Here is a 24,708-nt window from a genome sequence, read left to right on the forward strand (position 1 = left end):
CCTGGTCCTCAGGGAGCCTCTGTGAGCAAGCGAATGCGATAGGGCTTTTCGGCCCTCCTCCGCACACCCTCTTTTCTTCCTTCCGTGCTGCCGCGTATCCGCAGGCACCGGAATTCGCCTGCCTGTTACGGGAGTTCGTCATGTCTGTCTTCACCGCTGCCACCGACCAGTCCATTTGTACCCCACTGCCCGTTCTGGGCAAGGATGTGACGGTTCCGCTGGTGACCGGCGGTGAGGTCACGTACGCCGCACTGGACTACGCCGCCAGCGCCCCGGCCCTGCAGCGCGTGTGGGACGACGTCGCCGCGTACGCGCCGTACTACGGCAGCGTCCACCGAGGCGCCGGCTACCTCTCGCAGCTCTCCACGGACCTCTTCGAGTCCAGCCGCGTGACCGTCGCGGAGTTCCTCGGCTGCCGCGCCGACGACCAGGTGATCTTCACCCGGTCGACCACCGACTCGCTCAACCTGCTCGCGGCGGCGCTCCCCGCCGACTGCCAGGTGTTCGTCTTCGAGACCGAGCACCACGCGTCCCTGCTGCCCTGGCGCGATGCCCGGGTGACCTACCTGAACGCCCCGCGCACCCCCGCGCAGGCCGTCGCCACGCTGGAGCGGGCCCTGGCGGACCGCGACTCTTCCCCAAGCTCTCAGCTTCGTTCGAGCAGGGGAGGACCCATTGGCCCCGCGCTCGTCTGCGTCACCGGAGCCTCCAACGTCACCGGTGAGCTGTGGCCCGTCAAGGAGCTCGCCGCCGCCGCGCACGCCCACGGCGCCCGGATCGTCCTCGACGCGGCCCAGCTCGCCCCGCACCACCCCGTCGACATCAGCGAGCTGGACGTCGACTGGGTCGCCTTCTCCGGCCACAAGCTGTACGCGCCCTTCGGCTCCGGCGTGCTGGCCGGCCGCTCCGACTGGCTGCGCGACGCCGAGCCCTACCTGGCCGGCGGCGGCGCCTCCCGCAAGGTCGCCCGGCGCGCCGACGGCGGGGTGGACGTCGAGTGGCACAGCACCGCCGCCCGCCACGAGGCCGGCTCGCCCAACGTCATCGGTGTCTACTCCATCGCCTCCGCCTGCAAGGCGCTCACCGAGGCCGGGTTCGACAGCCTGGTCGCCCGCGAGCAGCAACTGGTCTCCGAGGTCCGCGCCGGACTCGCGGAGGTCCCCGAGGTCAAGGTGCTCTCACTGTTCGGTGACGACGCGCCCCGGGTCGGCGTCATCTCCTTCGTGGTGGAGGGCTGGAACAGCTCGCACTTCGCCGCGGCGCTCTCCGCCGAGTACGGCATCGGGGTACGCGACGGACTGTTCTGCGCCCACCCGCTGGTGCGCACCCTGCTCGGCAGTGACCCGCAGGAGGTCGGCGAGTGCGGCGCGCCGGAGGCCGAGCCGGGCGAGCGGTCGCTCAACGCGATCCGGGTCAGCTTCGGTGCCGGTACGCCGGACGAGCACATCGAGCGCTTCGTGCGGGCCGTCAAGGAGCTGGTGAGCGAGGGCGCCCAGTGGAAGTACCGCACCGAGGACGGCCGTTGCGTCCCGGACCGGGGCACCGCACAGCACTGAGCCGTGTAAAGCGGTGGGGGGGGGGGGGGGGGGGGGGCCCCCCCCCCCCCCCCCCCCCGAACGCGTTTCACGGAGACTAGCCGTCCAGGCCGATGGCGAAGGCCGCCTCCAGGTCGTGCTGCGAGTACGTACGGAACGCCACGTGGGTGTCGGTCCCCTCGACGCCGGGGATCTTGCTGATCCGGCCGGGGATGACCTCGGCCAGATCGTCGTGCTTGGCCACCCGGACCATGGCGATCAGGTCGTACGTGCCGGTTACCGAGAAGACCTCGCTGACGCTGTCCAGCGCCGCGACGGCCTCGGCGATCTCGGGGATCCGGTCCACGCTGGTTTTGATGAGCACGATCGCGGTGATCACGGCTGGCTTTCTCCCTCGGTGGCCGTGGCTGGAGACTTCACTCTAGCCCCACGCCCGTAGCGCCCCCACGCGTAAAGGAAGCCGACGGCGAAGCCGACCACATGGGCGAGATAGGCCACGCCGGGGCCGCTGCCGGCGCCCTCCGCGGCCAGCCACTGGAGCACGAACCAGAAGATCAGCACGATCCAGGCGGGGAAGCGCAGCGGGAGGAAGAGCAGGAACGGGAACACGCTGGTGACCCTGGCCCTGGGGAAGAGGTAGAGGAAGGCGCCCAGCACCGCCGAGATCGCCCCCGAGGCGCCGACGAGCGTCTGGTCGGACGTGGCGTGCGCGGCCGCGTAGGCGAGCAGGGCGAGGTAGCCGCAGCCGAGGTAGAAGAACGCGAACTCGGTGTGGCCCATGCGCTCCTCGGCCATCGCTCCGAACACGTACAGGAACAGCACGTTGCCCAGGAGATGCAGCCAGCTGCCGTGCACGAAGAGCGCGGTGAGCGGGGTGAGCAGGGCGTGCGCGGAGCCGTCCCACAGTTCGCTCGGGATCACGCCCCAGCGCTCGAAGTACCCGGCCTGGGCCGACAGCAGGGCGTCCGCGCTGCCGTACACCGGGGCGAGACCGGAGAGCGGGCTGATCGCGAAGACCACGCAGCACAGGGCGATGAGGGCGTAGGTGACCGGCGGTCCGCCCGAGGTGGCCGCCCGCAGGAGTCTGCCGGCCGCAGCCCGCCGATCGATCATGAACAGAGCATGACGCAAGCGGAGGGAACCGGACAGAGCGCCTCGCCGTGCCGGTGGTATGCGGCGAGGCCGTAGGGTTACGACAGGACATCCGCAGTTCGACGGCGCACCGCGAGATCCTTATGTGGCAGCACGAGGCCCGACGAAAGAGGACGCAACGATGACGACGGTTCCCCAGCCGACCGAGGCGACCCGCTGGCGCTGCACGCTCTGCGGAAACCTCACGCGATTCGACGTGACGCGCTCCTCCAAGGTCGTCGAATACGTCCATCTCGACCTGGCCGGGGAGTCGAGCGTCGAAGAACGCGAGGTGGTCAGTGAGACCATCGAGTCGGTGCGCTGCCGTTGGTGCAACGCGGTGGACCAGATCGAGCTAGTCGACAGGCCGGGTGCCGACTCCTGACGGGGCCGTGCGGACATACAGTTTGAGGTGACGGATGGTGGAGCAGCCCGCCGGCGGCGCCGCGTCGGACGACGCGGCCGACGATGCCGTGGAGATGCTCGACCGCCCGCTGCCCGAAGGTGTACGGCGCCGGGTCGTCGCGCTGGTGTCGGACGCGTTCGGCGGCCTCACGGTCACCGAACTCCCGGCTCAGCTCAGACAGTACGCCCGGTTCACGCCGACCCGGCGTGCCAAGTTCGCCGGGAACGCGATGGCGGCCGCCCTGGAGGGCGACGCCGTCTTCCGGCGACGCATCGGTGAGCGGCTGCGGGAGACCCAGCCGGAGCTGAGTGGCGCCCTGGAGGCCGGCTCGCCGCCCGCCGCCGCCGATCCCCTCGATGTGGCCGCCGCGGCCTACGTGCTGCGCCCGGACGGCTGGGTGAAGCTCCTCGCCGCGGCGGGCGAGGAGGCCCAGCGGGCCGACGCCGAACGCGCCGACGACGAGAGCCGGCGCGAACTGGAACGGCTGCGCGAGGAGCTGGCCCAGGCCCGCGCGCAGACGAAGAGCGAGACCGAACGGCTCCGCAGCGACCTCGACGCGGCCCGCAAGGAGGCCGAGTCGCTCCAGCGCAAGCTGCGCAGCGCGGCCAACGAGGTGAAGCGCGGCGAGGCCGCGCTGCGCCGGGGCAGGGCCGAGAGCGACGCCGTACGCGCCGAGGCGGCCGCCCAGGTGTCCGCCGCCGAGAGCGAGACCCGCCGGCTGCGGGCCCGGCTCGGCGAGGCGGAGGCATCCGTCGAGGCGGGGCGCCGGGCCGCCCGTGAGGGGCGCTCCGTCGAGGACATGCGGCTGCGGCTGCTGCTGGACACGGTGCTCGAAGCGGCCGGCGGACTGCGGCGCGAACTGGCCCTGCCGCCGTCCTCGATGCGCCCCGCGGACACCGTGGACGCGGTCGAGCCCGGCCGGATGTCGCCCAAGGACGTTGCCGCCAGAGCACTTTCGGACACCGATCCGGCGCTGCTGGACCAGCTGCTCGCGCTGCCGCAGGCACACCTCATCGTGGACGGCTACAACGTCACCAAGACCGGTTATCCGCAGCTGCCGCTGGAGAAGCAGCGGCTGCGGCTGCTGGGCGGTCTGTCGATGCTCGCCGCCCAGACGGGCGCGGAGATGACCTGCGTCTTCGACGGGGCCGAGCTGGCGGCCCCGGTGCTGCTCGCGCCGCCGCGCGGGGTGCGGGTGCTGTTCAGCCGGGCGGGCGTCACCGCGGACGAGCTCATCCGGCAGCTCGCGCGTGCCGAACCGTCAGGAAGGCCCGTCGTGGTGGTCTCCACCGACCGCGAAGTGGCCGACGGAGTGGCGAAGGCGGGCGCGAGACCCGTTGCGTCCGTCTTGCTCCTGAAGCGGCTTTCACGGGTTTGACGAAGCTTGTCGCGGATTGCCGTAAATTACGGAACGGGCCGTCAGTTCGCAGCTACACGCAGTGTGGTGTGGGCAAAGAAGTACCCGGTGTGACGAAGTTTTTCCTGTGAGGATTTGAACTGATCACAGGATGGTCACTATGGTCGGGCCTCGAACCTTCGCACGGTTGATCACCCATCCGGGGTGGCAGTGAAGGAACCGCCGATTCCGTGATTCGCACGGAGCCGGGGATTCATGTCCCCCAGCATCCCGGTAGGCGGCTCGAGGAAGAAGGAGCTCGCCTTCGTGGCGTCCCACCGTCGTCCCAGGAACCCGAGCCGCGCCCGTGTGACCGTGCTCACCGCGACCGCCGCCGCGGCCGTGGCCCTCACCTCGCAGGCCGCTCACGCCGACCCCAAGCCGACCAAGAGCGAGGTCAAGGCGAAGGTCGACAAGCTCTACCACGAGGCGGAGACGGCCACCGAGCAGTACAGCGGGGCCAAGGAGAAGCAGGAGAAGCTCGAGAAGCAGGTCGGCGCGCTGCAGGACAAGGTGGCCCGCGGTCAGGAGGAGCTCAACACGCTCCGCAGCGGACTCGGTTCGCTCGCCGCCGCGCAGTACCGCTCCGGCGGCATCGACCCCTCGGTGCAGCTCTTCCTCGCCTCGGACCCGGACAGCTTCCTCGACCAGGCCTCGTCGCTCGACCAGCTCTCGGCCAAGCAGGCCGAGTCGCTGACGAAGATCCAGGAGAAGCAGCGGTCCCTCGCGCAGGAGCGCAAGGAGGCCCAGGACAAGCTCGCCGACCTCGCCGACGTCCGCAAGACGCTCGGTGAGAAGAAGAAGCAGCAGCAGGGCAAGCTCGCCGAGGCGCAGAAGGTGCTCAACACCCTGACCGCCGCCGAGCGCGAGAAGATGCGCGCGGACGACCTGCGCGCCAGCCGCTCCGCCGGTGACCGGGTCGACCTGGGCAGCGAGGTTCCCGCCTCCGCACGTGGCGCCGCCGCACTCCAGGCCGCCTCCACCCAGCAGGGCAAGCCGTACGTCTCCGGCGGCACCGGCCCCAACTCGTTCGACTGCTCGGGCCTGACCCAGTGGGCCTACGCCCAGGCCGGCGTCCAGATCACCCGCACCACGTACACCCAGATCAACCAGGGCACCCAGATCGGGCGCAGCCAGTTGAAGCCGGGCGACCTGGTCTTCTTCAGCAACACCTCGCACGTGGCCCTCTACGCGGGCAACAACACCGTGCTGCACGCCCCGAAGCCGGGCGCCGTGGTCCGCTACGAGTCGATGAACACCGTCGGCAGCTACCAGACCGCCGTACGCATCTGATCACGCCCGAACGGGCGAATTCCCGCGCCCCGTACTGACTGCCCGCCCCGCCGGAGACCACAGGTCACCGGCGGGGCGTCGCTGTTTACGGCACCCGTCCGCCCGGCGCGTTCTTTGTCCGCTCCGTGATCGTCCGACTACTGTCTGGCTGCCGCGCAGCTCCAGGTGTCGGTCCGCCCGCCCGGGCGGCAGGGGCTGCGCACGCCTGCGTACAGCGGAAGGGAGTGCGGCGTCCTGTGGTGTCCCATCGCCGTTCCACACAGCCCGGCCTGAGCCGGAGCGCCCGGGCCACTGTCCTGTCGGCCGCGGCGGCGACCGCCGCCGCGACGCTCGGCGCGGCCACCGCGAACGCCGAGCCGCAGGACACCCCGCAGAGCGCCGGGGCCCGGGTCGACCGCCTCTACGCCGAGGCCGAACGCGCCACCGAGCAGTACAACAAGGCCGGTGAGGACGTCGGGCGGCGGCGCGGTGAGGTGAGCCGGGCGCAGGACCGGGCGGCCCGGGGCCAGGAACGCGTCAACGGGATGCGCAGGGAGCTCGGTTCCCAGGCCCGCGCGCAGTACCGGTCCGGCGGCATCGACCCCTCGCTCGCCCTGCTGCTCTCCTCCGACCCGGACAACTACCTCGACCGGGCCGCCGTGCTGGGCCGGGTGAACGACAGCCGGGCGAGCGCCCTGACCGAACTCCGCAGGGCCCAGCGGGCGCTGGCCCAGACCCGGGCCGAGGCCGCGCACTCGCTCGCCGGCCTGGAGCGCGACCGGGCCGCCCTCGGCCGGCACAAGCGGACCGTCGTACGCAAACTCGCCGAGGCCAGGCGGCTGCTCGGCTCGCTGCCCGGCTCCGAGCGGGCAGCCCTCGACCGGGCCTCGCGCAGCGGCCGGGACAACGCGAACGGGACGGTCGCCGGGCTTCCGGCGGGCTCCGCGCGGGCGGCGGCCGCCGTCATGGCCGTCCACCGGGCGCTGGGCCGCCCGTACGTCTGGGGCGGGAACGGCCCCGCCGGATTCGACTGCTCCGGTCTGATGCAGTGGGCGTACGCGCAGGCCGGGGTCAGCCTGCCCCGCACCTCGCAGGCCCAGCGGTACGCCGGCCACATCGTGCCGCTCTCCGATGCCCGCCCCGGCGACCTGGTCGCCTACCGCGCGGACGCCAGTCATATCGGGATGTACGTGGGCAACGGCCAGGTAATCCACGCCCCGTACCCCGGCGCCCCGGTCCGCTACGACCCCGTCGGCATGATGCCCGTCTCCTCGGTGACCCGGGTCTGACCGTACTCTCGGTCAGGTGGCAGATCAGGGGCGTACCGCAGGACGGGCGCGTGGTGGACGACGGCGTGCGGCGGGCGCCGTCCTCGCCGCGCTGCTGTGCGCCGCCGCCTGTTCGGCCCCGGCCGACGAGCTGCCGGACACCGCGGCCGCCGACATCCGCGCCACCCTGGACCGCCGGGCCGACGCGGTGCTGCACCACGACGCGGACGCCTACGTCTCGGTCGTCGCCAAGGACGCCACCGACCTGCGGGCCGCGCAGCGCAAGGAGCTCGGCCATCTCGCGGACCTGCCGATCGGCTCCTGGACGTACCGGCTGACGGACGTCTCGCCGCACGGCGCTGACCGGGCCAGCGCCGACGTGCGGCTCGGCTACCGGATCAAGGGCTACGACAGTGCGCCGGTCTTCGTGGACCGGGTGCTCGACCTCGAACGGGACCCGGCGGACGGTCGCTGGTACCTCACCGCGGACCGCCCGGCGAAGGGCGGCGGCCGGCAGCTCTGGCAGCAGGGCGACATCGAGGCGGTGCGCGGCGAGCACAGCCTGGTGCTGGGTGTCGGCCGCTCCCGCGAGGAGCTGACCGGGATCGCGGACACCGCGGACCGGGCGGTGCCCGCCGTCTCCGACGCCTGGCCGGAGCACTGGGCGGGCCGCGTGGTGGTGCTGGTCCCGGACACCGTGCAGGACATGGCGGAGCTGCTCGGCTCGCCCGCCGCGAACTACCGGGGCATAGCGGCGGTCACCACCGGCGAGACCGGCGGCTCGGGTACGGCGCCCGCCGACCGGGTCATCGTCAACCCGCAGGCGTACGCACTGCTCGGCAGCTTCGGGCAGCGCGTCGTCCTCACCCACGAGACCACCCACGTCGCCACCCGCACCCGCACCTCGTCCGCCACCCCGACCTGGCTCTCCGAGGGCTTCGCGGACTGGGCGGCCTACCGGGACGGGGAGCGCACCGCCGCCGAGGTCGCGCCCGAGCTGGCGGACGCCGTCCGGCGCGGCGAGCCGCCCGCCGACCTGCCCACCGACGACGACTTCGGCTTCACCGAGGACCCGGACCGCCTCGCGAGGGCCTACGAGGGCGGCTGGCTGGCCTGCGAGCTCATCGCGGGGCGCTGGGGCGAGGAGAAGCTGTTCGCCTTCTACCGGGCCGTCGGAGGGCACTCAGGGCGGGACGGGGCGGTGGAGCAGGCCCTGCACGAGGTGCTCGGCACCACCACGCAGGACTTCACGGCGCGCTGGCGGGACTACGTACGCGACCGGCTCGGCTGACCCGGGGCCCCGCGAGCTCAGCCGGCGACCGTCTCCGGCGCCGGGGCGGACGCGGAGGCCTCCGGAGCCGGCCGCGTCACCGTGTCCCGCCACAGCCGCCCGCCCGCGATCAGCGTCGCGGCGACCAGCAGCCCGTTGCGCAGGAACATCAGGACCACGCCCGTCGCGTCGCTCGTCACCACATGGATGAACCCCAGCGGGAACTCCAGCTGCGTGACGCCCGTCGCCACCAGCACCAGACAGGCCGGCAGCGCCATCCGGCTCTCCCGGAAGACCAGGCAGACCGCGGCCAGACCGACCAGCCACAGCATGTACTGCGGGCTGATCACCCGGCTCGTGGTGGTGAACAGCAGCACCGCGGTGAACGCCGCGTCCGCCGGCGTACTCACGCCGAAGGAACGCGCCTTCAGCCGCCACACCAGCAGCCAGCCGAACGCCACCACGCTCAGCCCCAGCGCGAGCGTGCTCACCAGCGGCACGTGCGGGCCGAGGAACTCCAGCGAGCCGTAGTTCAGCTCCACCCGGCCCTGCCAGCCGAACTGCCGCGCCACATGGAAGACCAGCGCACCCAGCGACTCGACCTCGGTGCCCCGGTCGCGCTGGGAACCGAGGAAGGCCAGCGCGCCGGGCGCCGCCACCGCGCACGTCACGAGCAGCGCCGCCGCCACCCCGGCCGCCGTCGACCACGCCAGCCGGGTCCGGCGCCCCCGAGCCGTTCCGGCCAGCACCAGCGCGGGCCACACCTTCAGCAGCGCGCCGAACGCCGCCAGCACCCCCAGCACCCGGGGATGCCGCACCCCGGCCAGCAGCGCCGCCACCGCGACGGCCGTCACCATCACGTCGTACCGGGCGTACGCGGTCGTCCCCAGCAGCGGCACCCCCGCCACCCACACCCACGCCCCGGCCGTCCGCCGGGCGGCGCCCCGGCCCGCGTACAGCAGCAGAGCGAACACCAGCGCGTCGCAGAGGAACGCCAGGACGAAGAAGGCCGACGCGTAGTCCAGGAACGGCAGCAGCGCGGGGGAGAGGATCGCGAGGGCCGCGAGCGGCGGGTACTGCCAGGTGACGTCGGACTGCGGATAGCTGCCGGAGCGCAGCACGTCATACCAGCCGTGGTAGATCACCGACACGTCGCTCGTCACGTCCGGGCCCGGCAGCGTGATCACCTTCACGACACAGAGCAGCAGCAGGGCCCTGCTGAGGGCCCACACCACGAAGGCCGGTCGTGCGCTGCTCGAACCCGTCATGTCCCGCCCTCGTCCGTTCCGTCGGTGGTACGACAGGACATGATGCCCGCAGCCGCTGTGCGAGAGCGACGAGGCGGGGCCGCCCGGTACTGTCGGCGGCGATGGACAAGACCCTGATCGTGACCAACGACTTCCCGCCCCGCCCCGGTGGCATCCAGGCGTTCCTGCACAACATGGCGCTCCGGCTGGACCCGGACCGGATCGTCGTCTACGCCTCCACCTGGAAGCGCGGCCCCGAGGGCGCCGAGGCCACCGCCGCCTTCGACGCCGAGCAGCCCTTCACCGTGGTCCGCGACCGTACGACGATGCTGCTGCCGACCCCGCGGGTGACCCGGCGCGCGACGCAGCTGCTGCGCACCCACGGCTGCTCGTCCGTCTGGTTCGGCGCCGCCGCCCCGCTCGGGCTGATGGCACCGGCGCTGCGCCGGGCCGGGGCCCGCCGGCTGGTCGCCACCACGCACGGGCACGAGGCCGGCTGGGCCCAGCTGCCCGCCTCCCGGCAGCTGCTGCGCCGGATCGGGGAGTCCACGGACACGATCACCTATCTCGGTGAGTACACCCGCTCCCGGATCGCCGCCGCGCTCACGCCGGCTGCCGCGGACCGGATGGTCCAGCTGCCGCCCGGGGTGGACGAGAAGACCTTCCACCCGGACTCGGGCGGCGACGCGGTCCGCGCCCGGCTCGGGCTCACCGACCGGCCGGTCGTCGTCTGCGTGTCCCGGCTGGTGCCCCGCAAGGGCCAGGACACCCTGATCCTCGCGATGCCCGCGATCCTGGCCGAGGTGCCCGACGCCGTGCTGCTGATCGTCGGCGGCGGACCGTACGCGGACGAGCTGCGGAAGCTGGCCGCCGAGACCGGGGTGCGGGACTCGGTGCGGTTCACCGGACCCGTGCCGTGGGCGGAACTGCCCGCGCACTACGGGGCCGGTGACGTCTTCGCGATGCCGTGCCGCACCCGGCGCGGCGGCCTCGACGTGGAGGGCCTGGGCATCGTCTACCTGGAGGCGTCCGCGACCGGGCTGCCGGTGGTGGCGGGCGACTCGGGCGGCGCCCCGGACGCGGTGCTCGACGGCGAGACCGGCTGGGTGGTGCGCGGCGGTTCGGCCGAGGAGTCGGCGGAGCGGATCGTCGCGCTGCTCGGTGACGCGGAGCTGCGCCGGCGGATGGGGGAGCGCGGCCGGGCCTGGGTCGAGGAGAAGTGGCGCTGGGACCTGCTGGCGGAGAGGCTCAGGGCGCTGCTCTGAACGCGCGGAGAGGCTCAGGGCGCCGCTCTGAGCCCGCGTACACGAAAGGGGCCCGCGCCACCGTTCCCGGTGCGGACCCCTTTTCGTGCGCGTGATCGCTGATCAGCCTCGGTAGATCGACTCGACCTCGTCCGCGAAGTCCTTCGCCACCACGTTCCGCTTCAGCTTCAGCGACGGCGTGATGTGGCCCGCCTCCTCGGTGAACTGGGCCGCCAGGATGCGGAACTTGCGTACGGACTCGGCCTTGGAGACCGCGGCGTTGCCGTCGTCGATCGCCCGCTGCACCTCGGCCAGCAGCTCCGGGTCCTCGCGCAGCGACAGGGCGGTGGAGCCGACGGGCTTGCCGTGCTCCTCGGCCCAGTGGCCCAGGAACTCCTCGTCCAGCGTCACCAGCGCGCCCACGAACGGGCGTCCGTCGCCGACCACCATGCACTCCGCGACCAGGGCGTGCCCGCGGATGCGGTCCTCGATCACGGCGGGAGCGACGTTCTTGCCGCCCGCCGTGACGATGATCTCCTTCTTGCGGCCGGTGATCGCGAGGTAGCCGTCCTCGTCGAGGGTGCCGATGTCACCGGTGTGGAACCAGCCGTCGGCCAGCGCCTCGGCCGTCGCGGTCTCGTTGTTCCAGTAGCCGGAGAACAGGTGCTCACCGTGGAGCAGCACCTCGCCGTCGTCCGCGATCCGCACGACCGAGCCGGGCAGCGGCTGGCCCACCGTGCCGATCTTCTGGCGGTCCCACGGGTTGAACGCGGTGGCCGCGCACGTCTCGGTCAGGCCGTAGCCCTCCAGGACGGTGAAGCCGATGCCCCGGTAGAAGTGGCCGAGCCGCTCACCGAGCGGCGCGCCGCCGGAGATCGCGTACTCGCCGCGTCCGCCGAGCACGGCCCGCAGCTTGCTGTAGACCAGCCGGTCGAACACCTTGTGCTTGAACTTCAGGCCCACGGACGGACCCTGCGGTGTGCCGAGCGCACGGCTGTAGGCGATCGCCGTGTTCGCGGCCCTGTCGAAGATCTTGCCCTTGCCGTCGGCCTGGGCCTTGGCGCGCGCCGAGTTGTAGACCTTCTCGAAGACGCGTGGCACCCCGAGGATCAGGGTCGGCCGGAACGAGGCCAGTTCATCGGTGAGGTTCTTGATGTCCGGTACACAGCCGAGCTTGATCGGGGCCATCACCGAGGCGACCTCGACCAGCCGTCCGAAGACGTGCGCGGCCGGCAGGAACAGCAGTACGGAGCACTCGCCGGTACGGAAGAGGGGCTTGAGCCGCTCCACCACGTTGCCGCACTCCGCGAAGAAGCTGCGGTGCGTGAGCACACAGCCCTTGGGGCGCCCGGTGGTGCCCGAGGTGTAGACGATGGTGGCCGGGTCGTCGGCCTTGGCGCTCCTGCTGCGCTGGTCCACGGTCTCCTCCGGGACCTCGGCGCCCGAAGCGGTGAGCGTGCCGACCGCACCCTTGTCGATCTGCCAGACCTGGCGCAGCTCGGGCAGCCGGTCGCGCACGGAGGCCACGGCGTCCGCGTGGGCGTCGCTCTCCACCAGGACCGCGACGGCGCCCGAGTCGCCGAGGATCCACTGGACCTGCTCGGCCGAGCTGGTCTCGTACACCGGGACGGTGACGGCGCCCGCGCTCCAGATCGCGAAGTCCAGCTGCACCCACTCGTAGCGGGTGCGGGACATCAGGGCGACCCGGTCGCCGGGTTCGACACCGGCGGCGATCAGTCCCTTGGCGGCGGCTCTGACCTCGGCCAGGAACTGTGTGGCGGTGACGTCGCTCCAGACGCCCGCCACTTTGCGGCTCATCACCGCGACATCGGGATGCTGAGCGGCATTGCGGCGGATGAGATCCGTCAGGTTGCCGTCCGAGGGGACCTCGTACAGGGCCGGAAGGCTGAACTCGCGCAAGACTGCTGCTCCTCATCGGGCTCCGGTGCCACGGCTCTGTGTGACGCACCGGATGCGGTCCAAGATGGCGGGTGCTCAGTGGGGTGAGCACAACTGGACTGCCCGGACGTTACCCACCAGTACTCGGTTCCGGATAGGGGGTTCCGGCCAGATGTCTTACGCGTCACACATATCTGCCGACCTTTCGCGCACAGTAGTGCACCCGCGCCGTGCCCCGGAAGTAACCGCAGGTCCGGTGGCCTCTACCCATGCGGACGCGAGGGTTCTAGGGTGATCGTCATGCGAGCAGGACCGAACAGCCCGGGGGCCGCCGCCGAGCGGCGCACCCGCATCCACGTGGTCAGTGACGTGCACGGGAACACCGAGGCGCTGGCCCGCGCCGGGCAGGGCGCCGACGCCTTGGTCTGCCTGGGCGACCTGGTGCTCTTCCTCGATTACGCCGACCACTCGCGCGGCATCTTCCCGCAACTCTTCGGTGTGGAGAACGCCGACCGCATCGTCGCCCTGCGCACCGAGCGCCGTTTCGAGGAGGCCCGGGACTTCGGCCGGGAACTGTGGGCGGGCATGGACCGGAACTCCGCGATCGTCGCCGCGGTGCGCAAGCAGTACGCCGAGATGTTCGCCGCGCTGCCCACTCCGACGTACGCCACCTACGGCAACGTCGACATCCCCGGCCTGTGGCCCGAGTACGCCGGTCCCGGAACCACCGTCCTGGACGGCGAGCGCGTCGAGATCGGCGGCCGCGTCTTCGGCTTCGTCGGAGGCGGCCTGCGGACCCCGATGCGCACCCCGTACGAGATCAGCGACGAGGAGTACGCCGCCAAGATCGAGGCGGTGGGCGAGGTCGACGTGCTCTGCACCCACATCCCGCCGGACGTGCCGGAGCTGACGTACGACACCGTGGCGCGCCGGTTCGAACGCGGCAGCGGCGCCCTGCTCGCCGCCATCCGCCGCACCCGGCCCCGGTACTCGCTGTTCGGCCACGTCCACCAGCCCCTGGTCCGCCGGATGCGGATCGGCGCCACCGAGTGCGTGAACGTCGGCCACTTCGCCTCGACCGGCACCCCGTGGGCGCTGGAGTGGTGACCCGCTCCGGCCGGACATCGCGGCAGGCCCTGGGCCGAGGCGCATCGCACACGCGATAGCCTTCTGGCGGCAGGCCTCTGCCGACCGACCGGTACACCGCACTGGAGGGCCACAGCGATGGCTGAACACACCAGCTCGACGATCACGATCGAGGCGGCACCGGCCGACGTCATGGGCGTGATCGCCGACTTCGACCGCTACCCGGAATGGACCGGCGAGGTCAAGGAGGCCGAGGTGCTCGCCACCGACGACCACGGCCGCGCCGAGAAGGTCCGCCTGGTCCTCGACGCCGGAGCGATCAAGGACGACCACACCCTCGCGTACACCTGGATCGGTGACTACGAGGTCAGCTGGACCCTGGTCAAGTCCCAGATGCTGCGCGCCATCGACGGCTCCTACGCGCTGGCCCCGCTCGGCGACGGCGACCGCACCGAGGTCACCTACCGGCTGACCGTCGACGTCAAGATCCCGATGCTCGGCATGATCAAGCGCAAGGCCGAGAAGGTCATCATCGACCGCGCCCTGGCCGGACTGAAGAAGCGCGTCGAATCCGTCCCGAAGGCCTGACCCGGTGCGTACGGTCCTGGTCACCGGCCCCGGCGGCGCCGGCCGTACCACCGTCGCGGCGGCGACCGCGCTGGCCGGCTCGCGCCGCGGCGCCCGCACCCTGCTGATCTCCGCGGACGTCATACCCGGCTTCCCCTCCGCCACCGAACCCGCGCAGGTCACCGGCACTCTGTGGTCCGTACGGACCGACTCCGCGGAGCACTTCCGCGGCGAACTCCTCGCCCTCCAGGACCAGCTGTCCGCAGTGCTCGGCCTGCTGGGCGGCAACCGGCTGGACGGTGAGGAACTCACCGAACTCCCCGGCAGCGACCAGCTCGCCCTCCTGCACAGCCTGCGCCGCGCCGCCCACGGCGACTGGTCCCGGGACGGCTACGACCTCCTCGTCGTCGACCTGCCGCCGCTGCGCGAGGCCCTCGCCGTACTGGCCCTGCCCGAACAGCTGCGCCGCTACCTGCGCCGGCTGCTGCCCCAGGAGCGCCAGGCCGCCCGCGCCCTGCGCCCGATGCTCGCCCAGCTGGCCGGTGTGCCGATGCCCGCCCAGTGGCTGTACGAGGCGGCCGCCCGGCGCGACGCCGAACTCGCCCAGGTCCAGGCCATCGTCGAGGACCGCGCCACCACCCTGCGCATCGTCGCGGAGCCGGGCCCGGCCGCCGAGGACGCCCTGCGCGCCGCCCGGACCGGACTCGCCCTCCAGGGGCTGCGCGTCGACGCCCTGGTGGCCAACCGGGTACTGCCCCGGCACTCCCCGGACCCCTGGTTCGCGGCGCTCGCCGCACAGCAGGACAAGTGCCTCGACCACTGGCGCGAGGAGTGGGCCGCCGAGGCCCCGCCGGTGGAGGTGCCCCACCTGGGCCGCGACCCGCAGGGCCCCGACGACCTCATCGCCCTCACCGGCGCCGACGACGCGCTCGGCCTGTCCGTGGAGGGCCGGGCCCCGGGCCGCGCCGAGGACCCCTGGTGGATCGAGGAGTCCGGCGCGCCGGAGGGAGCGGCCGGAGCGGCCGGCGGTGACGGCTCGGAGGCCCCACACGCCCCGGACGGGATACTGATCTGGTGCCTGCGGCTGCCCGGTGCGGTCAAGAAGGACCTCCAGCTGGTCCGGCGCGGCAGCGAACTCCTGCTCACCGTCGGCCCGTTCCACCGCATCGTGCCCCTGGAGTCCGCGCTGCGCCGCTGCACCGTCTCCGGCGCCGCGCTCACCGACGGGGTGCTGCGTGTCCGGTTCACGCCCGACCCGGACCTGTGGCCCAGGACGGGCTGAACGGCTCGCGGCCGTTCGGGTAACGTCGTAAGTACGGGTCCCGTGTGCCGGGCCGCCGGCCACCCACCTCGCAGGAGTCCGCCATGAGCGAAGCCACCGATCGTCCCGCCGACGACGACGCGTGGGCACAGGCCTGCGCCGAGGACCTCGCCGCCGAGAAGGCCCGCCGCCGCGCCGACTACGGCCCACCGCCCGGCTCCGCCGCCGAGGAGCTGCGCAAGCTGATGGACGCCGTGGCCGACAAGGTCTCCTCCCTCCAGTCGCCGCTGTTCGGCATGGCGGCCCAGGGCGCGGTGCAGCAGGTCATCAGGCAGGCGAAGTCCGCGGTCGAGCCAGTCATCGAGCGCAATCCGGACGTTTTCGACCACATCGCCGCAGCGGGCGGTGAACTGCTCGCCGCCTACCGCTCGGCCGTCGAGGGTCAGGAACGCCGTTGGACCCAGGGCGCGGGGGACCCGGCGGGCACCGAAAAGAAGGCGGACGAGCCCACCGACCCCCGGGACGAGGGGCCGGGCACCGGCGAACAGATCGACCTGGACTGACCGGCGCCGACAGGACGGGGCCCGGCCTCGGGTACGGTTGCCCCCAGCGGGGCTCGACCGAAACTGAGGGATTCATGGGACTCACCATCGGCGTCGATATCGGCGGCACGAAGATCGCAGCTGGAGTGGTCGACGAAGAGGGCCACATCCTCTCGACCTTCAAGGTGCCGACCCCGCCGACGGCCGAAGGCATCGTGGACGCGATCGCGGCGGCGGTGTCCGGCGCGAGCGAGGGGCACCCGGTCGAGGCGGTCGGCATCGGCGCGGCCGGATACGTCGACGACAAGCGGGCCACGGTGCTGTTCGCACCGAACATCAACTGGCGGCACGAGCCGCTCAAGGACAAGGTCGAGCAGCGCGTCGGCCTTCCGGTGGTCGTGGAGAACGACGCCAACGCGGCGGCCTGGGGCGAATACCGCTTCGGCGCGGGCCAGGGCCACGACGACGTCATCTGCATCACGCTCGGCACCGGTCTCGGCGGCGGCATCATCATCGGCAACAAGCTGCGCCGCGGACGCTTCGGCGTGGCCGCCGAGTTCGGCCACATCCGGGTCGTCCCGGACGGTCTGCTCTGCGGCTGCGGCAGCCAGGGCTGCTGGGAGCAGTACGCCTCGGGCCGGGCGCTCGTCCGGTACGCGAAGCAGCGCGCCAACGCCACCCCCGAGAACGCCACGATCCTGCTGTCGCTCGGCGACGGCACGGTCGAGGGCATCGAGGGCAAGCACATCAGCGAGGCCGCCCGCCAGGGCTGCCCCGTGGCCGTCGACTCGTTCCGCGAACTGGCCCGCTGGGCCGGAGCCGGACTGGCCGACCTCGCCTCGCTGTTCGACCCGTCCGCCTTCATCGTCGGCGGCGGCGTCTCGGACGAGGGCGAGTTGGTGCTCGACCCGATCCGCAGGTCGTTCCGGCGCTGGCTGATCGGCGGCGAGTGGCGCCCGCACGCCCAGCTCCTCGCGGCCCAACTGGGCGGCAAGGCCGGTCTGGTGGGCGCTGCGGACCTGGCCCGGCAGGGCTGATCCGACCGGATACGGACACACCGGACGCCCGTCGCGACCCTCTCGGGGAGCGGCGGGCGTCCGTCGTATCGTGAGCGCCATGGCCATGATGTCGCTGCCAGAGTCCCGTACCGAGCAGGACGGCTCGGCCGTCATCAGAGTGCTCGGCTACAACATCCGGTCGATGCGCGACGACCCCGCCGCGCTGGCCCGGGTCATCCGCGCCTGCGCACCGGACCTGGTCCTCATCCAGGAGGCGCCGCGCTTCTTCCGCTGGCGCAAATACGCCGCCCGGCTCGCCGCCGCCAGTGAGCTGGTGATCCTCGGCGGCGGAGCCACCGCGGCCGGGCCGCTGCTGCTCTGCTCGCTGCGCGTCGCGGCGGAGCGCACCGAGGACGTCCTGCTGCCGCTCACCCCGGGACTGCACCGCAGGGGCTTCGCCACCGCGGTCGTCCGGATCGCGGGCACCCGGATCGGTGTGCTGAGCTGCCATCTGAGCCTGCGCCGCGAGGAGCGCCTCGCCCAGGCGGAGGCGTTGCTCGGCCGGCTGGACGCGATGGGCGTGGAGCACGCCGTGGTGGGCGGCGACCTCAACGAGACACCGGGCGGCCAGGCGTTCCGGCGGCTGGCCACCCGGCTCCAGGACTGCTGGACGGTACGGCCCAGGGGCGGCGAGCACACCTTCCCGCCGCACGACCCGCGCAAGCGGATCGACGCGCTCTTCGCGACCGGTGGCATCGAGGTGCTGGGCTGCGGCGTCCCGGCCGGGCTGCCCGGGGTGGCCGAGGACGACCTGCTGGCCGCCTCCGACCACCTGCCGGTGCTGGCCGCGCTGCGGGTGCCGGCCGGCAGGGTCTGAGGCCCCTCAGACCACCGCGCCGCGGCCGGGGTCGTCGCCGTCCTCGTCGTCGTGCTCCATCCGCGCCACCAGCGTCGCGAAGCCGCCCAGGAAGCCGCCGACGCAGACCGTCGTCAGCCACCAGGTCATCTCCCACCGCAGCAGCACCGCGAGCAGCAGCAGGACCGGTCCGCCGATCACCGCCAGCCAGGCGAACTTGGCCGTGACATCGGCCTCCGGCAGCGGCGGCGGCTCCGGCGGCACGAAGTGGCCCTCGCCGCTGTCGTCGTCGCCGTCGTCCGCCTCACCCGGGGCCGGCTCCGCCGGCTCGTAGTCGCGCGGGCCGGCGCCGACGCCGGGGGCGAACACCACCGAGCTGCCGAGCGGCTTCTCCGGGGGCTTGGGCGGCCGCTTGCCGATGCCCTTGTCCGGGTCCAGGGCGGTCAGCGGACCGTCCTCCAGCAGGGCGACGTCCTCGATGGACCGGAACGGCCTGGCGCCCGGCGGGTCCGGCGGCTCGTCGCCGTACCCCGCGACGATCGCCTTCCAGACGGCGTCCTCGTCCACCGGGCGTTCCCCGTCGCCTGCCCGGTCCGCGCCCGGGGCCTCCGGCGGTGGTGCGCCGCCGTCATCGGGGACGGCCGCTTCCTCGGCGGGGAGCGGCTCCCGCTCCTCCTCGCTGCCCGCGCGATCCGCGTCGTGCTCAGCCACCGGACGTGCTCCCCTTCTTCCCGACGCTCGGAGCGAGGCGGCCGATGAACGAGTAGCTCTCGTCGAAGATCCGCTCCGCATCGTGGTCCAACGTCGCGACGTGGTAGCTCTGTTCCAGCAGGATCTCCTCGACGTCCCGCGACGACACCCGGCTCAGGATCCGGGCCGAGTCGGCGGGCGGCACGACGTGGTCCTGCGGACTGTGCAGGAGCAGGAGCGGCTGGGTCACCTGGGGCAGTTCGGCGTCGACCAGCCGGAAGAACTTCCGCAGCGAGTGCGCCGCGTGCAGCGGCACCCGGTCGTAGCCGACCTCCTCCGAGCCCGCCAGGGCGATGTCGCTGACCAGGCCCTTCGTCGTCGGCACCAGATGGCGGGCGACCGGCAGCGCGTGCGCCGCGAGGCCGTGCACCTTGTTGGCCGGGTTGACGAGCACCAGACCCCGGACCGCGTCACCGTGCTTCGCCGCGAGCCGCAGCGCCAGGGCGCCGCCCATGGAGAGACCGAAGACGAAGACCTGCGAGCACCGCTCCAGCAGCGACCGCAGCTCCCGGTCCACCTCCGCGTACCAGTCCTGCCAGCCGGTCACCTGCATGTCCTGCCAGCGGGTGCCGTGCCCGGGGAGCAGCGGCAGCGAGACCGTGAGCCCGCGCTCCGCCAGATAGCCGGCCCAGGGGCGCAGCGACTGCGGTGAACCGGTGAATCCGTGACAGAGGAGGACGCCGACCTCTCCGCCCTCGTGGCGGAACGGCTCGGCTCCAGGAAGGACCGGCACCGGGGTCTCCTGTTCGTGAGGCTCACGGGGGAGCGAAAGGGGGAGTGCAGAGGATTACTTCACCGTACGCGACCGGACCGACACCGACCAGGGCCGTCACCGGCACGGGCCGGGTGCCCGGGGCCCTGCCGGGCAGGAGTGGGGGAGGCAGGACGGGTTAGGGTCTGACCGACGGCACACAGGAGGCACCCGAGTTGATCTACGGCGCTATGAAGTTCTCCATCGGCGGGTCTCTGAAGCTCGCCTTCAGGCCATGGGTGGAGGGCCTGGAGAACATCCCCGCGCAGGGACCGGCGATCCTCGCGAGCAACCATCTGTCGTTCTCGGACTCCTTCTTCCTGCCCGCTGTCCTGGACCGCAAGGTCACCTTCATCGCCAAGGCCGAGTACTTCACCGCGCCGGGGGTCAAGGGCAAGCTGACCGCCGCGTTCTTCAAGGGCGTCGGCCAGCTCCCGGTGGACCGCTCCGGCGCCCGGGGAGCCGGCGAGGCGGCGATCAAGGCCGGCATCGAGGTGATCGAGAGCGGCGGCCTCTTCGGCATCTACCCGGAGGGCACCCGCTCGCCCGACGGCCGGCTCTACCGGGGCAAGCCCGGCGGGCTCGCCCGGGTGGCGCTCGCGACCGGGGCGCCGGTCATCCCCGTCGCGATGATCGACACGGAGAAGATCCAGCCGCCCGGCCAGGTGATGCCCAGGCTGATGCGCCCGGGGATCAAGATCGGCGAGCCGCTCGACTTCAGCCGCTACCACGGCATGGAGGGCGACCGCTTCATCCTGCGTTCGGTCACCGACGAGGTGATGTACGAGATCATGAGGCTCTCCGGGCAGGAGTACGTCGACATCTACGCGACCGCCGCCAAGCGGCAGCTCGCGGACGAGGCGAAGCGGCAGGCGGAGGCGGCGAAGAAGGCCGGGACCGGACGCCGGGACGAGCAGCCGGGTACGGACGAGGACCGCGGCGGCGCCTGAGCGGGCGCCGGCCGGTCCGGGGGCGGGGAGAAGTCCGGCGTGGGGGAGAAGAAGATGGTCAAGCGCGTGCGGGTCGTGCGGATGTCGGTCGAGCAGCCGTTGTGGCGTGCCCTGACCGCGTACCGCATCCTGACGATGCTCTACGCGATCCTGCTCGCCGTCTTCGGACGCGACAAGTACGAACGGCCGTGGGTGGCCATCGCCTTCCTGACGGTCATGACCATCTGGACGCTCGCCACCCTGCCGAGGGTCGCCGGTGCGGTGGCCTGCACCAAGCGTTTCCTCGGCACCGATCTGGCGCTCGCCCTCGCCGGTATCCTCCTGACCCCGCTCGCCGACTTCCAGGCCCAGCACATCGACGGCCCGACCCTGCCGTCCATCTGGACCGCGGGCTCCGTACTGGCCTTCGCGATCAAGGGCGGCTGGCGCTGGGCGGCCTTCGCCTCCACCTTCGTCGCGGTCGCCAACCTCGTCGAGCGCGCCGAACCCAGCCGCGACACCCTGCACAACGTCCTGCTGGTCTGGGTCGCCTCCATCGCGATCGGCTACGTCGTCGAGGTGGCCCGCGCCAGTGAGCGCACCCTCGCCCGCGCCCTGGAGATCGAGGCCGCCACCCGGGAACGGGAGCGCCTCGCCCGCGACATCCACGACAGCGTGCTCCAGGTCCTGGCGATGGTGCAGCGACGGGGTGCGGCGATCGGCGGCGAGGCCGCCGAGCTGGGCCGGATGGCCGGGGAGCAGGAGGTCGCCCTGCGCACCCTGGTCTCCAGCGGCCTGGTGCCGCCCACCCGGCTCTCCGAGGATGCCGCGGACGGCGCCGTGGTGCGTACCGTCGAGATGGACGACGACGAGAGCGGCGCGCCCGGCGAGACCGATCTGCGCGCCCTGCTCGCCCCGCACGCCGGCTCCCGGGTCAGCTTCGCGGAGCCCGGCGCCCCGGTGCTGCTGGCGCCCGAGGCGGCGACGGAGCTGGCGGCCGCGGTCAGCGCCGCCCTGGACAATGTCCGGGTGCACGCGGGGCAGGACGCCCAGGCCTGGATCCTGGTCGAGGACTGGCCGGACGAGGTGATCGTCACGGTCCGGGACGACGGGCCGGGCATCCCGGAAGGGCGGCTCGCCCAGGCCGAGGGCGAGGGGCGGCTCGGCGTCGCCCTGTCGATACGCGGCCGGCTGCGGGAGCTGGGCGGTACGGCAGAGCTGATCTCGGTGCCCGGACAGGGCACCGAGGTCGAATTGAAGGTTCCGAAGATCTCACGGGGGAAGGCGGGCGCGGTCCGATGAACGCAGCACACGAAGAGGGTGCCCAGGAGCGGGCGATCAGGGTGATGGTGGTCGACGACCACCCGATGTGGCGCGACGCCGTCGCCCGCGACCTCGCGGAGTCCGGCTTCGACGTGGTGGCGACCGCCGGAGACGGCCCCCAGGCGGTCCGCCGGGCCGGGGCGGTCACCCCCGACGTCCTGGTCCTCGACCTCAACCTGCCCGGGATGCCCGGCGTCCAGGTCTGCAAGGAGCTCGTCGGCTCGCACCCCGGGCTGCGGGTCCTGGTGCTCTCCGCGAGCGGCGAGCACGCCGACGTGCTGGAGGCGGTCAAGTCGGGTGCCACCGGCTACCTGCTCAAGTCCGCGAGCACCCAGGAGCTGACCGAGGCGGTCCGCTCCACCGCGGCCGGCGACCCGGTCTTCACCCCCGGACTGGCCGGGCTCGTACTCGGTGAGTACCGCAGGCTGGCCTCCGAGCCCGCGCCGGCCGCCTCCGACGAACCCAAGGCCCCGGAGCTCACCGACCGGGAGACCGAGGTGCTGCGGCTGGTCGCCAAGGGACTCTCGTACAAGCAGATCGCGGAGCGGCTGGTCATCTCGCACCGCACCGTCCAGAACCACGTCCAGAACACCCTGGGCAAGCTCCAGTTGCACAACAGGGTGGAGCTGGTGCGGTACGCGATCGAGCGCGGCCTCGACGACGCCTGAGATCAATTCCCCCGCATTGCACGGGAATTGACCGTCCGACCCATCCCGAAGTGACCTGGATCACCCTTAGCGTGGTGATGAATGGGCTCACTTCGGCGAAGGGATGCTTCCATGCGGGTCGGAGTACTGACCGGGGGCGGCGACTGCCCCGGGCTCAACGCGGTCATCCGTGCCGTCGTCCGCAAGGGCGTGCAGGAGTACGACTACGACTTCATCGGATTCCGGGACGGCTGGCGGGGGCCGCTGGAGGGAGTGACGGTCCCGCTCTCCATCCCGGCGGTGCGCGGCATCCTGCCGCGCGGCGGCACCATCCTCGGCTCCTCGCGCACCAACCCGCTCAAGGCGGAGCACGGCGTCCGCCGGATCCGGGACAACCTCGACAGGTACGAGGTCGACGCACTCGTCACCATCGGCGGCGAGGACACCCTCGGAGTGGCGGCGACCCTGTCCGAGGAGTACGGCATCCACTGCGTCGGCGTACCCAAGACCATCGACAACGACCTGTCCGGCACCGACTACACCTTCGGTTTCGACACCGCCGTCAACATCGCGACCGAGGCCATCGACCGGCTGCACACCACGGCCGAGTCCCATATGCGCGTCCTGGTCGTCGAGGTGATGGGCCGCCACGCCGGCTGGATCGCGCTCCACTCGGGACTGGCCGGCGGCGCCAACGTCATCCTCATCCCGGAACAGCGCTTCGACGTCGACCAGGTCTGCGCCTGGGTGGCCTCCCGGTTCCGGGCGAGCTACGCCCCGATCGTGGTGGTCGCCGAGGGGGCCATGCCCGCGCAGGGCGAGCTGGTCCTCAAGGACGGCTCGCAGGACTCCTTCGGCCATGTCCGGCTCTCCGGGGTCGGTGAATGGCTGGCCAAGGAGATCGAGCGCCGCACCGGAAAGGAGGCCAGGACCACGGTCCTGGGCCACGTCCAGCGCGGCGGCACCCCCAGCGCCTTCGACCGCTGGCTCGCCACCCGGTTCGGGCTGCACGCCATCGACGCCGTGCACGACGGCGACTTCGGGAAGATGGTCGCCCTGAACGGCACGGACATCGTGCGGGTGCCGATCGCGGAGGCGACCGCCCGGCTCAAGACGGTCGACCCGGCGCTCTACGCGGAGGCGGAGGTCTTCTTCGGCTGAGCCGCCGCGTCCGGCCGGGCGGCGGGCCGGGGAGCCCGGCCTTATATTCGCGAAGACCGGGCCGGGTCCGGCCCGCACCCCCGGTGCGGGCCGGACCCGGCAGCCCGCCCGCACCAGTCACGGGAGACGTCGTGGAAATCCTGGCCTTCGGTGTGCAGTCCGACGAGAAGCCGCTGATCGAGAAAGCCTTCGCCGGGAAGCACGAGGTCCGCTGCCTGGACGTCTTCCTGAACCGGGACACCGCACCCATCGCCGCCGGCTACGAGATCATCTCCACCAGCGTCAACGCCGACCTGGGCAGCGGTGTGCTGCAGACCCTCGCGGCCGGCGGCACCCAGATGATCGCCCAGCGCTCCACCGGCTTCAACAACATCGACCTGGACGTCGCCGAGCGCCTGGCCATGCGCGTCGCCCGGGTCTCCTACTACTCCCCGTACTCCGTCGCCGAATTCGCCTGGACCCTCGCCATGGCGGTCAACCGCCGCGTCATCCGGGCCGCGAGCCGCACCCGCGACTTCGACTTCCGCCTCGACGGGCTGCTCGGCCGGGACATGCACGGCCGCACGGCCGGTGTCATCGGCACCGGCAAGATCGGTGAGGCCTTCACCCGTATCGCCCATGGCTTCGGCATGAATCTGCTGGGCTGGGACGTCACGGAGAACCCGGCCTGCGTCGAGCTCGGCATGCGCTACGTCGACAAGGAGCAGCTCCTGGCCGAGTCCGACCTGATCAGCCTGCACGTCCCGCTGCTGCCCGCGACCCACCACGTCATCGGCAGGGACGCGCTGGCCCGGATGAAGGACGACGCGATCCTGATCAACTCCAGCCGGGGCGGACTCGTCGACACCCACGCCCTGGTGGGGGAGTTGCGGGCCGGCCGGTTCCTCGGGGTCGGGCTCGACGTGTACGAGGCCGAGGCCGGGCTCTTCTTCCTGGACAAGTCCCTGGAGGGCGTCGACGACGACACCCTGGCCCGGCTGGTCACCTTCCCCAACGTCATCGTCACCTCGCACCAGGCGTACTACACCGAGGACGCGGTGGGCCAGATCATCGAGGCCACCGTCCGCAACGTCGACGACTACCTGGCCCGCCGCCACGGCGAGAACGTCCTGGTCCCGGCGGCGCCCGGGTCCTGACCGCGGCGGACCCGGGCAGCCTCCGACGGCCTC

24 protein-coding genes are annotated in these 24,708 nt (G+C 72.3%); 18 read left to right on the forward strand and 6 right to left on the reverse strand.

Going from position 1 to position 24,708, the window contains the following annotated elements; all coding sequences use genetic code 11:
* Positions 1–140: 140 nt before the first annotated feature.
* Positions 141–1,556, forward strand: coding sequence for an aminotransferase class V-fold PLP-dependent enzyme (locus tag ACGFU6_RS12540; RefSeq protein WP_393610231.1), 1,416 nt, complete (start codon positions 141–143; stop codon positions 1,554–1,556).
* A gap of 76 nt (positions 1,557–1,632) precedes the next feature.
* Here the strand turns inward: ACGFU6_RS12540 and ACGFU6_RS12545 are convergent, their stop codons facing one another.
* A complete protein-coding gene (locus ACGFU6_RS12545; RefSeq protein ID WP_123526532.1) occupies positions 1,633–1,914 on the reverse strand; it encodes an Lrp/AsnC family transcriptional regulator in 282 nt (93 codons plus the stop codon).
* Positions 1,911–2,648: a rhomboid family intramembrane serine protease gene (locus tag ACGFU6_RS12550; RefSeq protein WP_123526533.1), complete on the reverse strand. Its 738-nt coding sequence runs from the start codon at positions 2,646–2,648 to the stop codon at positions 1,911–1,913. The genes ACGFU6_RS12545 and ACGFU6_RS12550 overlap by 4 nt, the downstream gene beginning before the upstream one ends.
* Before the next feature lie 160 nt (positions 2,649–2,808).
* On the opposite strand from ACGFU6_RS12550, the gene ACGFU6_RS12555 reads away from it, so the two are divergent.
* From ACGFU6_RS12555 to ACGFU6_RS12575, 5 genes are all read left to right on the forward strand, one after another.
* Positions 2,809–3,051 (forward strand): hypothetical protein, encoded by a 243-nt coding sequence (locus ACGFU6_RS12555; protein WP_024494175.1) that lies wholly within the window; start codon positions 2,809–2,811, stop codon positions 3,049–3,051.
* 34 nt (positions 3,052–3,085) lie between these two features.
* Positions 3,086–4,450 (forward strand): NYN domain-containing protein, encoded by a 1,365-nt coding sequence (locus tag ACGFU6_RS12560; RefSeq protein ID WP_393610233.1) that lies wholly within the window; start codon positions 3,086–3,088, stop codon positions 4,448–4,450.
* Positions 4,451–4,735: 285 nt separating this feature from the next.
* Positions 4,736–5,761 (forward strand): NlpC/P60 family protein, encoded by a 1,026-nt coding sequence (locus ACGFU6_RS12565; protein ID WP_393610318.1) that lies wholly within the window; start codon positions 4,736–4,738, stop codon positions 5,759–5,761.
* Between the two features lie 236 nt (positions 5,762–5,997).
* Positions 5,998–7,029 (forward strand): NlpC/P60 family protein, encoded by a 1,032-nt coding sequence (locus tag ACGFU6_RS12570; protein ID WP_393610235.1) that lies wholly within the window; start codon positions 5,998–6,000, stop codon positions 7,027–7,029.
* Between the two features lie 16 nt (positions 7,030–7,045).
* On the forward strand, positions 7,046–8,299 hold the full coding sequence (locus ACGFU6_RS12575; protein WP_393610237.1) for a hypothetical protein: 1,254 nt from the start codon (positions 7,046–7,048) through the stop codon (positions 8,297–8,299).
* A gap of 17 nt (positions 8,300–8,316) precedes the next feature.
* Here ACGFU6_RS12575 and ACGFU6_RS12580 read toward each other — a convergent pair whose 3' ends face one another.
* Positions 8,317–9,546 carry a glycosyltransferase 87 family protein gene (locus tag ACGFU6_RS12580; protein WP_393610238.1) on the reverse strand — a complete coding sequence of 410 codons (1,230 nt, stop codon included), beginning with the start codon at positions 9,544–9,546 and terminating at the stop codon, positions 8,317–8,319.
* A 101-nt stretch (positions 9,547–9,647) separates the two neighbouring features.
* On the opposite strand from ACGFU6_RS12580, the gene ACGFU6_RS12585 reads away from it, so the two are divergent.
* The gene (locus ACGFU6_RS12585) at positions 9,648–10,790 is read left to right on the forward strand and encodes a glycosyltransferase family 4 protein (protein ID WP_393610240.1); all 1,143 of its coding nucleotides are present in this window, start codon (positions 9,648–9,650) and stop codon (positions 10,788–10,790) included.
* Positions 10,791–10,892: 102 nt separating this feature from the next.
* Here ACGFU6_RS12585 and ACGFU6_RS12590 read toward each other — a convergent pair whose 3' ends face one another.
* Positions 10,893–12,689 (reverse strand): AMP-dependent synthetase/ligase, encoded by a 1,797-nt coding sequence (locus ACGFU6_RS12590; protein ID WP_393610242.1) that lies wholly within the window; start codon positions 12,687–12,689, stop codon positions 10,893–10,895.
* A gap of 279 nt (positions 12,690–12,968) precedes the next feature.
* Here ACGFU6_RS12590 and ACGFU6_RS12595 point away from each other — a divergent pair, with 279 nt between their 5' ends.
* The 6 genes from ACGFU6_RS12595 to ACGFU6_RS12620 all read left to right on the forward strand — a co-directional run bounded on the left by ACGFU6_RS12595 (position 12,969) and on the right by ACGFU6_RS12620 (position 17,999).
* The gene (locus ACGFU6_RS12595; protein WP_393610243.1) at positions 12,969–13,775 is read left to right on the forward strand and encodes a metallophosphoesterase; all 807 of its coding nucleotides are present in this window, start codon (positions 12,969–12,971) and stop codon (positions 13,773–13,775) included.
* Between the two features lie 117 nt (positions 13,776–13,892).
* Complete coding sequence (locus tag ACGFU6_RS12600) at positions 13,893–14,342, forward strand: SRPBCC family protein (protein ID WP_123526541.1); 450 nt, start codon at positions 13,893–13,895, stop codon at positions 14,340–14,342.
* Between the two features lie 4 nt (positions 14,343–14,346).
* Positions 14,347–15,603 (forward strand): ArsA family ATPase, encoded by a 1,257-nt coding sequence (locus ACGFU6_RS12605; protein ID WP_393610245.1) that lies wholly within the window; start codon positions 14,347–14,349, stop codon positions 15,601–15,603.
* Between the two features lie 83 nt (positions 15,604–15,686).
* The gene (locus tag ACGFU6_RS12610) at positions 15,687–16,145 is read left to right on the forward strand and encodes a DUF5304 domain-containing protein (RefSeq protein WP_393610247.1); all 459 of its coding nucleotides are present in this window, start codon (positions 15,687–15,689) and stop codon (positions 16,143–16,145) included.
* Positions 16,146–16,219: 74 nt separating this feature from the next.
* Positions 16,220–17,161: an ROK family glucokinase gene (locus ACGFU6_RS12615; RefSeq protein ID WP_393610248.1), complete on the forward strand. Its 942-nt coding sequence runs from the start codon at positions 16,220–16,222 to the stop codon at positions 17,159–17,161.
* A 79-nt stretch (positions 17,162–17,240) separates the two neighbouring features.
* Positions 17,241–17,999 (forward strand): endonuclease/exonuclease/phosphatase family protein, encoded by a 759-nt coding sequence (locus tag ACGFU6_RS12620; RefSeq protein WP_393610250.1) that lies wholly within the window; start codon positions 17,241–17,243, stop codon positions 17,997–17,999.
* Positions 18,000–18,005: 6 nt separating this feature from the next.
* On the opposite strand, the gene ACGFU6_RS12625 is transcribed toward ACGFU6_RS12620, so the two are convergent.
* Positions 18,006–18,689, reverse strand: a complete 684-nt coding sequence (locus ACGFU6_RS12625) for a hypothetical protein (RefSeq protein ID WP_393610252.1) — start codon at positions 18,687–18,689, stop codon at positions 18,006–18,008.
* Positions 18,682–19,461 carry an alpha/beta hydrolase gene (locus ACGFU6_RS12630; RefSeq protein ID WP_393610254.1) on the reverse strand — a complete coding sequence of 260 codons (780 nt, stop codon included), beginning with the start codon at positions 19,459–19,461 and terminating at the stop codon, positions 18,682–18,684. The genes ACGFU6_RS12625 and ACGFU6_RS12630 overlap by 8 nt, the downstream gene beginning before the upstream one ends.
* Before the next feature lie 194 nt (positions 19,462–19,655).
* Here ACGFU6_RS12630 and ACGFU6_RS12635 point away from each other — a divergent pair, with 194 nt between their 5' ends.
* The 5 genes from ACGFU6_RS12635 (at position 19,656) to ACGFU6_RS12655 (ending at position 24,675) form a co-directional block, all read left to right on the forward strand.
* Positions 19,656–20,429, forward strand: coding sequence for a lysophospholipid acyltransferase family protein (locus ACGFU6_RS12635; protein WP_393610256.1), 774 nt, complete (start codon positions 19,656–19,658; stop codon positions 20,427–20,429).
* Positions 20,430–20,483: 54 nt separating this feature from the next.
* A complete protein-coding gene (macS, locus tag ACGFU6_RS12640) occupies positions 20,484–21,710 on the forward strand; it encodes a MacS family sensor histidine kinase (RefSeq protein WP_393610320.1) in 1,227 nt (408 codons plus the stop codon).
* On the forward strand, positions 21,707–22,399 hold the full coding sequence (locus tag ACGFU6_RS12645) for a response regulator (RefSeq protein ID WP_393610258.1): 693 nt from the start codon (positions 21,707–21,709) through the stop codon (positions 22,397–22,399). The genes macS and ACGFU6_RS12645 overlap by 4 nt, the downstream gene beginning before the upstream one ends.
* 111 nt (positions 22,400–22,510) lie before the next feature.
* Positions 22,511–23,539 (forward strand): 6-phosphofructokinase, encoded by a 1,029-nt coding sequence (locus ACGFU6_RS12650; protein WP_393610259.1) that lies wholly within the window; start codon positions 22,511–22,513, stop codon positions 23,537–23,539.
* 131 nt (positions 23,540–23,670) lie between these two features.
* Complete coding sequence (locus ACGFU6_RS12655; RefSeq protein ID WP_393610260.1) at positions 23,671–24,675, forward strand: 2-hydroxyacid dehydrogenase; 1,005 nt, start codon at positions 23,671–23,673, stop codon at positions 24,673–24,675.
* Positions 24,676–24,708 lie beyond the last annotated feature (33 nt).

The sequence above is a fragment of the Streptomyces sp. NPDC048462 genome (assembly GCF_043200175.1).
Lineage (GTDB): Bacteria > Actinomycetota > Actinomycetes > Streptomycetales > Streptomycetaceae > Streptomyces.

What these genes read in the sequence shown, in the direction of transcription:
- ACGFU6_RS12540 (WP_393610231.1), top strand. Translation starts at nt 141, where the DNA reads ATGTCTGTCTTCACCGCTGCCACCGACCAGTCCATTTGTACCCCACTG.
- ACGFU6_RS12550 (WP_123526533.1), bottom strand. Translation starts at nt 2,648, where the DNA reads ATGATCGATCGGCGGGCTGCGGCCGGCAGACTCCTGCGGGCGGCCACC.
- ACGFU6_RS12555 (WP_024494175.1), top strand. Translation starts at nt 2,809, where the DNA reads ATGACGACGGTTCCCCAGCCGACCGAGGCGACCCGCTGGCGCTGCACG.
- ACGFU6_RS12560 (WP_393610233.1), top strand. Translation starts at nt 3,086, where the DNA reads ATGGTGGAGCAGCCCGCCGGCGGCGCCGCGTCGGACGACGCGGCCGAC.
- ACGFU6_RS12580 (WP_393610238.1), bottom strand. Translation starts at nt 9,546, where the DNA reads ATGACGGGTTCGAGCAGCGCACGACCGGCCTTCGTGGTGTGGGCCCTC.
- ACGFU6_RS12585 (WP_393610240.1), top strand. Translation starts at nt 9,648, where the DNA reads ATGGACAAGACCCTGATCGTGACCAACGACTTCCCGCCCCGCCCCGGT.
- ACGFU6_RS12595 (WP_393610243.1), top strand. Translation starts at nt 12,969, where the DNA reads ATGCGAGCAGGACCGAACAGCCCGGGGGCCGCCGCCGAGCGGCGCACC.
- ACGFU6_RS12600 (WP_123526541.1), top strand. Translation starts at nt 13,893, where the DNA reads ATGGCTGAACACACCAGCTCGACGATCACGATCGAGGCGGCACCGGCC.
- ACGFU6_RS12610 (WP_393610247.1), top strand. Translation starts at nt 15,687, where the DNA reads ATGAGCGAAGCCACCGATCGTCCCGCCGACGACGACGCGTGGGCACAG.
- ACGFU6_RS12615 (WP_393610248.1), top strand. Translation starts at nt 16,220, where the DNA reads ATGGGACTCACCATCGGCGTCGATATCGGCGGCACGAAGATCGCAGCT.
- ACGFU6_RS12620 (WP_393610250.1), top strand. Translation starts at nt 17,241, where the DNA reads ATGGCCATGATGTCGCTGCCAGAGTCCCGTACCGAGCAGGACGGCTCG.
- macS (WP_393610320.1), top strand. Translation starts at nt 20,484, where the DNA reads ATGGTCAAGCGCGTGCGGGTCGTGCGGATGTCGGTCGAGCAGCCGTTG.
- ACGFU6_RS12645 (WP_393610258.1), top strand. Translation starts at nt 21,707, where the DNA reads ATGAACGCAGCACACGAAGAGGGTGCCCAGGAGCGGGCGATCAGGGTG.
- ACGFU6_RS12650 (WP_393610259.1), top strand. Translation starts at nt 22,511, where the DNA reads ATGCGGGTCGGAGTACTGACCGGGGGCGGCGACTGCCCCGGGCTCAAC.